We start from the raw sequence: 13,809 nt of genomic DNA on the forward strand, positions 1-13,809 counted from the left end.
TTCTAATCAAAGAAGATTCGTTTTAGTTATTTTGATCCACAAATTGTAACACCCACAATCCGGAGATTGTGGGTGTTACAATTTATTTACTTTCTTATTTTTTAAATATCCTAGTCCTAATTATTTCAAATAATCCACCATTATTTGTACGATCAGTAGCACGGTCACTACCCTTAGGAGCGGTTTAATATGTTTTGATTTTAACTTCCTCGCCAAACGTAATCCTAACTGGGCACCTACAATTGCCCCAATCATCAATGCAATGGTAAGTGACCAAATGATTTTACCTGTTGAGATATACGTAATGGATGCCCCAAAGCAACTTGCGAAAACACCAATTCTAGCTAAACCCACCGCTCGGATATACGCTATTTTTTGGCTAGCATACAAATACATTGCAAGCGTGCTGCTCCCAGGTCCAAACATCCCGTCATACATACCAATTCCGAGTAAGGCTGTACCTATTTTTTTATTCACATGTAACGGCTCTGTCCCATCAAAGTTCCCGTTACCCATGAAAGATGTAACGAATGCAAAGCTAAGTAATATTATTGCAATGACCGTCAGAACTTCCCCACTTAAAAAGGAGGCAATTAGTCCACCTAAAATCCCACCCCCTAAGCAAAATGCGATGACAGCCAGCGCCTCTTTACCCGTAACTTCTTTCTGTTTAAAAATAACGAGAAAACTAGATAACGAACTAACTGTATTAGACACTTTATTTGCTCCAATTGCTGAATGCACGGGCAAGCCCATGAGAAGCATTGTTGGTAAGCTGATAAGTCCTCCGCCTCCCACTAGTGTTCCAACTACATTACCAACGACCCCGACAATAAAAAAGAGGAGAAATTCCATAAAAGAGCCTTCTTTCCATTCGTACTAAATGTAAATTAAGCATACCTTTCCATAACTGATAAGTAAATTTAATATTTTTTATCGTCGCTCATAAGAAATATTCATCCTAAAAGTATTCGAATAAAAGGTGAATCAGGAAATGAATCCCTCAACTGAAATTATTTCTTATGCTGAACATCTCTCTTAACTTTGGCATTAAGGGGCATGTTTTAACCGTCATATGCTACGATCCGATTCGACTCTATCGCAGGTCGCCGCATAAACGTCCAATATATCGTAGTTGTTCTTCAATATTCCCCTTTTGTTTAGGCCATGTACATAGAAGTCTTTTCCCATTATTTTGGTAGGCTGCTTGGAATCGAGACTTCACTTGTTTTTTCTCTCGCGCATTAAAATTCTTCCTGAACAATTTTAAGACAACTGTCTACCATCGCTTACTTTGAAACCATTGACGATCTTTCCACACCTCTTAAACTTTATTCCTTCTTTTATCGCGATCGGCCTTACCTTTTTTCTATATTTCTTTAGAAATCACTCCGAATGACTATATCTATCAAAAAATATACGTTTAAAATATTCGTCTCCATGAAAAGTAAAATGCCATGAACACTAGGTTCATGGCACACTAAATTTATAAATTTTCTACTTTGTTGAAAAACTTCTTCAATCAGGGCATTCCGTTATTTCAACACATTCCACTCATATAAAATCGATTGTAACTGAATGGCTGTATCTTCCAGTGTACCATTATTATGAATCACAGCATCTGCTAGCTGCTCTTTTTCTTTTACAGGAATTTGAGTAGCGATACGCGCGCGTGCCTCGTCTTCTGTAAAGCCGTTACGCGCCATTAAACGCTGTAATTGCACTTCTTCCTCGACTGAAACAACGATAATTTTCTCTACAAAATGCTCGAGCTTGCTTTCAAACAGCAATGGAATATCCATAAAAATGTTTTTTTCACCATATGACATAAATTCATCGCGCTGGCGCAGCATTTCCTCACGAATGGCAGGGTGAATAATACCGTTTAACGTTTGACGCATGTCGCCGTTATGAAAAATAATGCTCCCTACCTTTGCACGGTCCATTGAACCATCAACTGCAATCACTTCTTCTCCAAAGGCTTCCGCGATTTTTTTTATTGTGGGGGTGCCTGGCTCTACTACCTGACGTGCAATCAAATCCGCATCCACTATTGGTAATTTATAAGATTGAATCATTTTTGCGACAGTGCTTTTTCCACTCGCAATACTTCCTGTTAATCCAATAATCACAGCAATTTCCCCCTTTTACTTTTGGCATTGCGGACAATAGGTTGATGTTCTACCCGCAATGACCATTGATTCTGTAGTTGTTCCGCATGCTAAACACTCTTTTTTTCCATACATTTTCAAGCGGTGCTGCATTGTACCCGCGCCACCATTAATACTGCGGTAATCCGAAATTGTTGAGCCGCCTGAGTCAATGCTCTCCTGCAATACCTCACAAATCACCTGAAACAGCTCGATTTTTTGTGTATGGCTTACTTCACTTGCTGGTTTTGCAGGGTAAATACTCATTTTGAATAAGGATTCTGTTGCATAAATATTACCGCAGCCCGAAATGACCTGACCATCCATAATAACTTCTTTAATCGCCTTTTTTGCAAAGCGCGGTTTATCACTTTGCATTAAGAAAAAGTCGCACGCTTCCGCATCAAACGGCTCAGGGGCCATTTTTAAGAGCGGTGCATGGTCAGCTATTTCTTTAATAAAGCGCAGCTCACCAAAGCGGCGAATGTCTGAAAAAACAAGTAACTCACCGCTCGTTAATGTGAAAATAGCATGAATATGTTTACGGAATTTTTCTTCAGTAATTTCAAGAACATCGTTTACGACAAACCATGCACCTGTCATTCCTAAATGATTGACTAACATAAAGCTTTCTTCATTTTTCACTAAGTGAAAGAAAATATATTTGGAGCGACGTTGTAAGCGGTCAATCGTCATTCCTTGTAACATTCTTTCAAATTGTTCAGGCGCTGAGCTTTTAACAATTGCTTGTTTCCCAGCCTCATGAGAAGCATAAACGGTTTCTGAAAGTGTAACACTTGCGATTGTTTTACCTTCAACAATTGGCCGTAAATCGCGAACTAATCCTTCGACTTCTGGTAATTCTGGCATTACACTTACTCCTTATTTCGCGTCATACCAAGTAGCACCATGTGAATAATCCACCTTAAGCGGTACAAGTAGCTCAATCGCATGCTCCATTACTTCTGGTACGATACGCTCTAAAATTTCGATTTCTTCTTTTGGTGCTTCGAAAATTAATTCATCATGCACTTGTAGTAATAATTTTGCTTGTAAGCCTTCCTGTTGTAGGCGTGAATCCATATCAATCATCGCTTTTTTAATAATATCGGCTGCACTACCTTGAATCGGTGTATTCATTGCCGTACGCTCAGCAAAGCTTCGTAAATTGAAGTTCGAGCTTGTGATGTCTGGTAAATAGCGACGGCGATTTAAAATCGTTGTCACATAGCCCATTTTCTTCGCATCTTCAACAATTGAATCCATATAGTTTTTTACACCTGGGAAGCTTTGTAAATAGTTTTCAATAAACGTCGCTGCTTCTTTACGTGTAATATCTAAGTTTTGCGATAAGCCGTAATCACTAATGCCGTATACAATACCAAAGTTTACCGCTTTTGCTGTACGACGCATATTGCTTGTTACTTCATCTGCTTCAACACCAAACACGTCCATCGCAGTACGTGTGTGAATATCCATTCCTTGCTTAAATGCTTCAACGAGTGCTTCGTCCCCGCACATATGGGCTAATACACGTAATTCGATTTGAGAATAATCGGACGCAAATAATACCCAGTCCTTTTTCGACGGCACGAATGCTTGGCGGATTTTTCGCCCTTCTTCCAAACGAATCGGAATGTTTTGTAAGTTCGGATCTGTTGAACTTAAGCGCCCTGTTGCCGTAAGTGCTTGTTGGAAGCGTGTGTGTACTTTTGAATCGTCACAGTGCACCTCTTTTGTTAAACCTTCAATATAGGTTGACTGTAATTTTGCTAACGTACGGTACTGTAAAATATGCTTTACAATATCATGCTCAGATTGTAATTTTTCCAGTACATCGGCCGCTGTTGAATAACCTGTTTTTGTCTTTTTAATAACTGGTAAACCAAGCTTATCAAATAAAATAACACCTAATTGCTTTGGTGAATTGATGTTGAATGTTTCACCGGCAAGGTCATAAATCGTTTGCTCAATGACATCTAGTTTCGCTTTCAATTCACCGCCCATTTGCTCAAGTGTATCTACGTTTACCGTAATCCCTTCGCTTTCCATTCGCCCTAAAATATGTGCAAGTGGCAGCTCTAGCTCTTTATATAATTCAAATTGTTCGTTTTGTTGTAGCTTCGTTTCTAATACCGGCTGCAATTTCCAAACTGCAACTGCTTTACGGCTTACATGCTCGGCTAGCGCTTCAGCTGTTGGTAATGCCCATTTTGCACCTTTACCATATACGATTTCGTTCGCCTGAACATCTGTATAGCCAAATTCCTTTGCTAACGTTGCCACATCATCCCCTGAAATCGACGGCTTTAAAATGTATGAGGCAAGGAGTAAATCAAACTCGACACCTCTTAATGCAATATTTAAACGCTGTAGCATCGCTTGTGCCGCTTTACTATCGGCAATATATTTTTTCTTTGATTCATCTTCTAACCATGATTTTAACGCTTCATTGTTGAACACATCTTCCATTGTAGTGAAATACGTTTTTTCACCATCGGATAGTGCAATTCCAAATGCTTGGCAACTATGATAATGCTCATTTTCAAGCTCTAAATGCAACGCCATCGTGTCTTTTAACATATCTGTTGTAATAGTCTCTACGGTAGTAAATTCCACTAGTGCCTGTTCTGTATCTTCAACTTCAAAATTACTTTTTTCGATTAAAGATTTAAAGCCAAGCTCTTTCCAAACATCCAGCAACGCTTCTTCGTTCGGACCTTGATATGCTAAATCTTCTAAACCAATTGTGATTGGTGCTTCCGTATAAATCGTCGCTAATTTTTTCGATAAATGTGCCAGTTCTTCATTTTCAACAAGCTTTTCCTTCATTTTAGAAGCCTTCATAGAATCCATTGCTTCGTATAAGTTTTCGATTGTGCCATGTTCTTTTAGTAGCTTAATTGCTGTTTTTTCGCCAACACCTGGAACACCTGGGATATTATCCGATTGATCGCCCATTAACCCCTTCATATCGATAATTTGAATTGGGGTTAAGCCATATTTTTCTTCGATATGTGCAGGTGTATATTTTTCGATATCGGTAATCCCTTTTTTCGTAATGTACACTGTCACATCATCATTCGCTAATTGCGTTAAGTCTTTATCACCCGAAACAACAATGACTTCCGTTCCCTGTGCTGCAGCTTGTTTTGCTAAAGTCCCGATAATATCATCTGCCTCATACAGTTCTAACTCATAGCGTTTAATATTAAAAGCATCGATTAATTTGCGAATGTACGGGAATTGCTCTGATAATTCAGGTGGTGTTTTTTGACGACCACCTTTATATTCGCCAAATGATTCGTGACGGAATGTCGTTTTGCCCGCATCAAAAGCGACTAACATTTGTGTTGGATTTTCTTCACCAAGTATTTTTTGTAACATTGTCGTAAAACCATATGTCGCATTCGTATGAATACCGCTATCATTCGTTAATAATGGCAGAGCAAAAAATGCGCGGTAAGCTAAGCTGTTGCCGTCTAATAAAAGTAGTTTTTGTTTTGTCATTCGTTTTCCTCCATTTAAATCAATTTCGCCTCGGCGTAATTGCTTCCGTATTCGGCTTTGCGCTTGAGCAAAGGACTCCTTACCGAATTCGTGATATCCGCCGGAGGCATTAACTTCTTTATGCGAGTGCTTGAACACCGGCTAAAAGAGGTTAATGTACGATTATATGTTCTCTTTCTACTTTACCGATTGTTCACATGAATTACCAACATTTAATAGTCATTTGCAACGTTTTTTCTCATAAAAACAAAAAAGCCCCTAATCTAGGAGCTTTCCATTATTTCAATTTCTTAAATTTAACTTGTTCAACTGTATCACGTTTTTCAACATAAAAAATCTCTTCAAAAATAACCGTTAATAAAAACGCATTTAAAAATGGAATAATTAAATACATCGGCATGCCCGCTAAATCATATGGCATTAAGCCGCGTGCAAAAACTTCCACAAAACCAATTTGTGTGAAGTAAAAAATCATCCCCACCCCTACTTGCCAAATGGGACGCTTATCTTTGCGTTTTTCAAACCAAAGCACCTTTTTGAATGAATTTCGCACATCTTCTGCAATAAACAAACTTAATATAAAAATGACAATAAATAATACAGGTATATGATAAATTTCAGCTTTCATAAACTGAAGATTCGATTGGAAAAATAAAGCGGTAACAGAAGTTGCCATAATAAAAGCAATTAATGTGTTTTGAATTGTTCTACTCATGCGCAATTCTCCTTTTCTATTAACTAATTCATATTATAACAGCAAAATAATATGAACCAGTAGTATTTTTAGAAGAATTCATGAAGGTAATTAAACCCAAAAAAAGAAACGTACATCATTTGCATGTACGCTCCCTAAAAAATTATTGTAATTGTCCTGAAAGTAATTTTGCATATGGTGAGTTGGCTGGAATAATAATAACTGTTTCATCACCAATCGTTTTCTTATATGATTCTAAAGTTCTAAATAAGCTGTAGAACTCTGGATCTTTTGAATAAGCATTATTATATATTTCAGCGGCTTGCGCTTCACCCTCTGCACGAATAACCGCGGCATCTTTATTTGCTGTCGCTAAAATGACTTGCACTTCCTGATCGGTTTTTGCTTCTTGGCTGCGTTTTTCAGCATCCCCCTCAGATAAGTACTTTTGTGCAATCGATTGACGCTCTGAAACCATACGTGTATAAACAGATTGCTCATTTTCCTGTGGTAAATCAGTACGGCGAATACGCACATCGACTACTTCAATTCCTAAATTAGCTTCTGTAATCAGTTCATTTACACGCTCTGTTACACGGTCATTAATATTGCCACGCTTTGAGTTTTCATCATCAATGATATCATCATAAATCGTTTGACCGAATTCTGTACGCAGCGCCGAGTAAATATACTCTTCCATACGACTTTCTGCATTCAGCAATTGACCTGCGTTTGAAATTAACGCTTTCGGGTCTGTCACACGCCAAATTGTATAGTTATCAATAATAATACGCTTTTTGTCCCCCGTACTAATTTCTTCTTCTGTCATATCATGCGTCATTAAATTACGAGGTAACGTCGTAATACTTTGAATGAATGGGACTTTTATGTGCAGACCAGGTTCAGTTTCATATTTGATTACTTCACCAAATTGGCGAATAACTTTATACTCATTTTCCTTCACGACATAAAGATTGGCAAAGACAATGGCTAGTACTGCAAATACAGCGGTAATAATTGCAGCAGATGCACCCCATTGCTTCATATTCACAGGTTTTTTATCTTTATTAATTTTATTCGGAGCTTTTTTAGACTTTTTCTCAAACGCTGTTTCTCCATCATTTGTTTCGGTCTTTGGTACTTCGTGAACTGTTTTTTGTTGTTTTTTATTGCCAAATAATTTTTTTACAAACACATCTAAATCGCCATCAAAATTATTTTTATCATTACTCATTAGTTCGAACCTCCTTCTTTCTTCGTTTCAGTAGAAGTATTCGTTTGTGTTGGTTGTAATGGTAAATACTTTAATGTACTACTACCATCGTCATTCATAATATAAATTTGTGCATTCGGTAATACTGCCTCTAATGTTTCAATCATTAAACGTTCACGTGTAATCTCTTTATTTAAGCGATATTCTTCATAAAGCTGATTGAATAGGGCTACTTCCCCTTTTGCCTGCTCGATACGGGCCGTTTTTTCCCCTTCTGCTTTCGATAAAATAGCCTTCATTTCCCCAGCTGCTTCACTTGTACGTTGGTTGTTATATTTAATCGCTTCGTTGATTTTTGTGCTCTTCATTTCACGCGCATCCGTTACAGCAGTGAAAGAGGCACGTACTTCTTCATTCGGCACATCAACATCCTGTAGCTTGACGCCGACAACGCTAATCCCAATATCATACTTTTCGAGTAACGACACTAATAAATCACGCGTTTTTGCCTCGATTTCTGCTTTTCCGTCTGTTAAGGCATCATCAATCGTAGAGCTACCAATAATTGAACGAATCGCGCTTGAAGTGGCACTATGTAAAATTGTACGTGGATCAGCAGAATTAAATAGATATTTCTTAGGATCTACAATGCGCCATTGTACGACCAGGTCTGTTAATACAATGTATTCGTCACCTGTAATCATTTTTGTTTCTTCATCAAACGCTTCTAATTCGCCATCTGAATTTTGCTTATAACCAAATTGTAGACTGTATGTTTCTTTTGATAAAATTTCTACCGTTTGAATCGGCCAAGGTAATTTAAAATGCAACCCTGAATCTTGAATGGTTTCATCGGCTTGCCCGAACGTAATTACAACAGCTTGTTCGGATTCATCTACCGTATACCACGATGTCGTTACAGCAACGATTGCGATAATAGCAAATAATATAAGTCCAATCCATAATAATGTTCGCTTAACACTCATCGTTAAAAACCTCCTAATCTTTTTTTATTCAAATAGTTTTACGGACGAAACAAGCTTAAAGTTTCAATATTTTTCATAAAAATTAAATTTAGGTAAAAATAGAAAATACATCAGTACAAATGATGTCAATATTAATCCAATCAAAAAACCGTCCTCTATAAATAGAGAACGGTAGTTTGGAGTACGTATTCATCAACTAATGTATTACTTTTGAAACGGGGGTTTCTAATACAAAGAATAGCACCCGAATATAAAGTATTTATATCAGTATTGTAAAAGAATTGTTAAGCTTATTTTTTCAATGGTAAGTAGACCTTCATACTCGTTCCTTTTCCGACTTCACTCGTTACTTGAATTTTCCCTTGATGCGCTTCGATTAAATGCTTTACAATCGACAAGCCTAGCCCTGTACCCCCAGAATTTCGACTGCGGGCACGATCTACACGGTAAAAACGTTCAAAAATCCGAGAAATTTCTGCCTTTTCAATGCCTAGCCCTTCGTCTTTTACTTCAAAGATTCCGTAATCATTATTGGTACTAATTCGCAATTTGACTGTTGTTTCTTCTTTTGAATAAGCGATTGCATTGTTAATTAGATTTGTAAAAATTTGCATTAGGCGATTGACGTCACCTAAAATGACGGCATCTTGTTCGATATCTACATCAAATTGCATATGCTTACTTTCAAGCTGTGCACTTGTTAAATCAACGACGCGTACTAAAATATCTTGTAATTTTGTTGGCATAATGTCTAATGTAAAGCCGTGCCGCTCGATTTTCGATAGTTCTAGTAAATCATGTACTAGCACTTCAATACGGTTACTTTCATCATGAATAATTGTCAAAAAAGATAGCAGCATTTGTTCATCTTTAAATGCTCCATCAAGAAGTGTTTCTGAGAATCCTTTAATCGACGTAATAGGTGTTCTTAATTCATGGGATACATTCGCGACAAAATCTTTTCGAATTTGTTCAAGTCGTACAATCTCACTAATATCATGCATTACAATAACAACCCCAAGCCATCGCCCATGTTCTCCAACTACCGGTGCACCATAAACTTGTTCATTATATTCTTCTTCCGCAATTTCCAAAACAAGCTGCTGACGGTAAGGCATTTCCGTTAAAAATACATGGTCAATAAACTTCTCTAACTGCTTTGGTAAACCTAGCGACATAAAGCTTTTACCGATTAATTGTTCAGTTGGTAATTCAAAAAGCTTTTGGAAATTTTTATTGACGATTGAAATATTCCCTTCGCGGTCAATCATCATAAGCGCACTCCCCATATTTTCAATCAACGTTTTTAGACGTTCCTCTTCAATCATACGGGTTTTTGTAATGTCTTGTAGATTACGCGCTAAAATATTGATGGAATTACGAAGCTCCACTACTGTTCGAGGGCCATTCGCAAAGGCACGGGCGCGATAGTTTCCCTTTGAAAGTTCAATCGCTGTTTTCGTAATATTGACAATCGGCGTAATAAAGTTTGCAGCCACTCGATGCGCCATCAACGCCATTATAATAAGCCCTATCAGAAGCAACGTTGCCACAGAAATATAGAGCTTCACTTTTAATGTGTTAAAGTCAGTCGAATACATATCCATTGTATAAGTCTCTAATAATGCTTGCTTTTGAGAGTCAGTTAACACAATTTGTTCATCCGCTATTAATTGTTCCACTTGAGCAACATTGGTATCTTTTGCAATCGTATAATATTCATCTGCAAAAAAAGGAAAAAGCTGTCCTATGAACAACCCTAGAACAGCTAATCCTAACCCAATGACAAAAATAAACGAATAAAATAAACGGTTCTTCATGATATTCATTATTTTTTTGGCTCCTCAAATTTATAGCCCAGCCCGCGAATTGTTTTAATATACAATGGCTTACGGCTATTTTCTTCAATTTTATCGCGCAAATGACTAATGTGAACGTCCACGATTCGTGTATCACCAGCAAAATCATAATTCCATACCGCGCTTAATAATTGATCGCGCGTTAATACGCGGTTTTTATTTTCTAATAAATACACTAAAAGCTCAAATTCTTTCGGTGTAAATTCTAATGATTCTTCATTAATAAATGCTTCAAAACGTTCTGGATATACTTTTAAATTTCCAAACGAATAAATAATTTCACTCGATTCTGCTACTTCTTCAACAATTGGGCCAGAGAAACGACGTAATACAGCTTTTACACGTGCAATCACTTCACGCGGGCTAAACGGTTTTGTCATATAATCATCCGCACCGAGCTCTAAACCTAACACTTTATCAAACTCATCATCACGTGCTGTTAACATAATAATCGGTACGTTAATACGAAGGCGGCGTAATTCTTTACAAACTTCTACGCCATCAAGCTTAGGTAACATTAAGTCTAATAACATTAAATCCGGTGTATTTTCTACAGCTGCATCAAGTCCTGCTTGACCATCATGCGCAAGCAAAACTACAAAGCCAGCTTGTTCTAAGTTATATTTCAATAGTGTTGCAATTGGCATTTCATCTTCTACCACTAAAACCGTTTTCGTCATATTTAAATCCTCCAAGATTGATTTGAAACCCCCATCTCAAATCAATGACTTCATTTGTCTGGTAGTAAAACTATTCTTTGAAATACGGTATATCAAAGTGTCCCTTTCATAGTAACAACTTTTTTGGAAAAGTACAATTGTTGAAATGCATGTAATTTTCCTTTCCATAAGAAAAACACCATTTCACGATAAAATGGTGTTTCGTGTATAACTAGCTTAAACTAATGCCTTCATAACATCCTTAACTGCATTTGCAGAGTTGTCTAATGCCTGTTTTTCATCTGCTGTAAGTTCTAGTTCGTATATTTTTTCAATTCCATTTGCACCAAGTAATGCTGGTACACCAAGGTAAATTTCTTCATAGCCATACTCGCCTTCAAGGTATGCGATTGATGGTAAAATACGTTTTTGATCTTTTAAAATTGCCTCAGCCATTTCGACCATTGCTGCAGCTGGTGCATAATATGCTGAACCGTTGCCAAGTAAGCTGACGATTTCACCGCCTCCAACTCGTGTACGTTGCACGATTTCTGCTAAACGTTCTGCGGCAATTAAGCTTTCTAATGGTACACCACCAATTGTAGCAAGTCGTGTTAAGGGCACCATTGTGTCACCATGCCCACCTAAAACTAGCGCAGAAATATCTTTCACAGATACGTTTAATTCTTCTGCAATAAATGAACGGAAGCGCGCCGTATCAAGTACCCCAGACTGACCAATAACACGGTTTTTCGGGAAGCCCGATTCTATAAACACAGTATACGTCATCGCATCTACTGGATTTGTTAATACGATGATAATTGCATTTGGTGATGTTCGTGCGATTTCTTTGGCAACTGTTTTCATAACACCTTGGTTGATTTGTACTAAATCGTCACGACTCATACCTGGTTTACGTGCGACACCTGCTGTAATTAATACGATATCTGAATCCGCGATATCATCATAGTTTGACGTTCCTTTTACGTAAGAATCAAAGCCTTGAACAGGCGCTGTTTCCCACATATCTAACGCTTTACCTTTCGTCGGGTTTTCTACTGCTGGTAAATCTAAAATGACAACATCGCCTAATTCTTTTTGCGCTGCGATGAATGCTGCTGTTGCACCTGTGTAGCCACTACCAATTACTGCGATCTTTTTACGTTTTAATACCATAATAAACGCTCCTTTTTAATAGCTAGTGTAAGGTAACTAATTTTTAGTGGATAAGAAAGTATAGCTTTTTAATAAAATCCACATAGGAAAAGGGAGAAAACGCGAAGTCTCTCCCTTTTGTAGTTACTATTTATTTTGAAACGAATTCTTATTAAAGTCAATCATTGCCTATAAAATGATTTATTATGTTCACAATATTATTTAAAACTAAATAATTTGTTAAACATTTCACATAAAATGGCAAAAAATAAGTTTTAATTAGAAGTTTTCGATTAATTTAGTAGCGAATTCAGAACATTTAACTTCTGTAGCGCCATCCATTAAACGTGCGAAGTCATAAGTTACGTATTTAGAAGAGATTGTTTTCTCAACTGAAGCAGTAATCATGTCTGCAGCTTCTTGCCATCCTAAGTGCTCAAGCATTAATACGCCTGATAATAATACAGAAGATGGGTTTACTTTATCTTGACCAGCATATTTAGGAGCAGTACCGTGAGTAGCTTCGAAAATAGCGTGTCCAGTTAAGTAGTTGATGTTAGCACCTGGAGCGATACCGATACCACCAACTTGTGCAGCTAATGCGTCAGAGATGTAGTCACCGTTTAAGTTCATTGTAGCAACAACGTCGAACTCGTTTGGACGAGTTAAGATTTGTTGTAAGAAGATATCAGCGATTGAATCTTTAACTAAGATTTTACCAGCAGCTAATGCAGCAGATTGTGCTTCGTTAGCAGCAGCTTCACCTTTTTCAGCTTTGATTGCATCGTATTGGTTCCAAGTGAATACTTTGTCGCCGAATTCAGCTTCAGCTACATCGTAACCCCATTGTTTGAATCCACCTTCAGTGAATTTCATGATGTTACCTTTGTGTACTAAAGTAACAGATGGTTTGTTGTGAGAGATTGCGTACTCGATCGCAGAACGTACTAAACGCTCAGTACCTTCTTTAGATACAGGTTTGATACCTAAACCAGAAGTTTCTGGGAAGCGGATTTTGTTAACGCCTAATTCAGTTTGTAAGAAATTTAATAATTTCTTTTGCTCATCAGAACCAGCTTTGTACTCAATACCAGCATAGATATCTTCAGTGTTTTCACGGAAGATTACCATTTCTACGTCTTCTGGACGTTTAACTGGAGAAGGTACACCGTCAAAGTGACGTACTGGACGTAAGCATACGTATAAGTCTAACTCTTGACGTAAAGCTACGTTAAGTGAACGGATACCGCCACCGATTGGAGTTGTTAAAGGACCTTTGATAGCGATTAAGTATTCATTAATTTTTTCTAAAGTTTCTGCAGGTAACCATTCACCAGTTTGGTTGAATGCTTTTTCACCAGCTAAAACTTCTAACCATTCGATTTTCTTTTCGCCGTTATAAGCTTTTTCTACTGCTGCGTCGATAACGCGAGAAGCTGCTGCCCAGATATCTGGACCGATACCGTCACCCTCGATGAATGGGATTACTGGATTGTTTGGAACGTTTAGTTTACCGTTTTCAACTACGATTTTGTTAGTCATTGGAAATTGCCTCCTAATAATCATAAATCTAGGACTGTGTC

At 37.6% G+C, this 13,809-nt stretch carries 11 protein-coding genes and 1 pseudogene; all 12 read right to left on the reverse strand.

What is annotated here, in order from left to right:
• Positions 1-120 precede the first annotated feature (120 nt).
• The 12 genes and pseudogenes from LZ480_RS10735 to icd all read right to left on the reverse strand — a co-directional run bounded on the left by LZ480_RS10735 (position 121) and on the right by icd (position 13,768).
• Positions 121-855 (reverse strand): sulfite exporter TauE/SafE family protein, encoded by a 735-nt coding sequence (locus LZ480_RS10735; protein WP_241369426.1) that lies wholly within the window; start codon positions 853-855, stop codon positions 121-123.
• Between the two features lie 212 nt (positions 856-1,067).
• Positions 1,068-1,279 (reverse strand): annotated as a pseudogene (locus LZ480_RS20150) (IS91 family transposase); the annotation flags it as partial.
• 256 nt (positions 1,280-1,535) lie between these two features.
• Positions 1,536-2,132 (reverse strand): dephospho-CoA kinase, encoded by a 597-nt coding sequence (gene coaE / locus LZ480_RS10740; RefSeq protein WP_332844037.1) that lies wholly within the window; start codon positions 2,130-2,132, stop codon positions 1,536-1,538.
• A gap of 15 nt (positions 2,133-2,147) precedes the next feature.
• Positions 2,148-3,020: a bifunctional DNA-formamidopyrimidine glycosylase/DNA-(apurinic or apyrimidinic site) lyase gene (gene mutM, locus LZ480_RS10745; protein WP_241369427.1), complete on the reverse strand. Its 873-nt coding sequence runs from the start codon at positions 3,018-3,020 to the stop codon at positions 2,148-2,150.
• A gap of 12 nt (positions 3,021-3,032) precedes the next feature.
• Complete coding sequence (gene polA / locus LZ480_RS10750) at positions 3,033-5,660, reverse strand: DNA polymerase I (protein ID WP_241369428.1); 2,628 nt, start codon at positions 5,658-5,660, stop codon at positions 3,033-3,035.
• Positions 5,661-5,937: 277 nt separating this feature from the next.
• Positions 5,938-6,375, reverse strand: a complete 438-nt coding sequence (locus tag LZ480_RS10755) for a DNA polymerase I (protein ID WP_241369429.1) — start codon at positions 6,373-6,375, stop codon at positions 5,938-5,940.
• Between the two features lie 142 nt (positions 6,376-6,517).
• Positions 6,518-7,588: a protease modulator HflC gene (hflC, locus tag LZ480_RS10760; protein ID WP_241369430.1), complete on the reverse strand. Its 1,071-nt coding sequence runs from the start codon at positions 7,586-7,588 to the stop codon at positions 6,518-6,520.
• Complete coding sequence (gene hflK / locus LZ480_RS10765; protein ID WP_241369431.1) at positions 7,588-8,553, reverse strand: FtsH protease activity modulator HflK; 966 nt, start codon at positions 8,551-8,553, stop codon at positions 7,588-7,590. The genes hflC and hflK overlap by 1 nt, the downstream gene beginning before the upstream one ends.
• A gap of 290 nt (positions 8,554-8,843) precedes the next feature.
• Complete coding sequence (gene pnpS, locus LZ480_RS10770) at positions 8,844-10,382, reverse strand: two-component system histidine kinase PnpS (protein WP_241369432.1); 1,539 nt, start codon at positions 10,380-10,382, stop codon at positions 8,844-8,846.
• Positions 10,382-11,092, reverse strand: coding sequence for a response regulator transcription factor (locus tag LZ480_RS10775; protein WP_241369433.1), 711 nt, complete (start codon positions 11,090-11,092; stop codon positions 10,382-10,384). The genes pnpS and LZ480_RS10775 overlap by 1 nt, the downstream gene beginning before the upstream one ends.
• 216 nt (positions 11,093-11,308) lie before the next feature.
• Positions 11,309-12,247 (reverse strand): malate dehydrogenase, encoded by a 939-nt coding sequence (mdh, locus tag LZ480_RS10780; RefSeq protein WP_241369434.1) that lies wholly within the window; start codon positions 12,245-12,247, stop codon positions 11,309-11,311.
• A gap of 258 nt (positions 12,248-12,505) precedes the next feature.
• A complete protein-coding gene (icd, locus tag LZ480_RS10785) occupies positions 12,506-13,768 on the reverse strand; it encodes an NADP-dependent isocitrate dehydrogenase (protein ID WP_241369435.1) in 1,263 nt (420 codons plus the stop codon).
• Positions 13,769-13,809 lie beyond the last annotated feature (41 nt).

It is taken from the genome of Solibacillus palustris (assembly GCF_022549215.1).
Taxonomy (GTDB): domain Bacteria; phylum Bacillota; class Bacilli; order Bacillales_A; family Planococcaceae; genus Solibacillus; species Solibacillus daqui.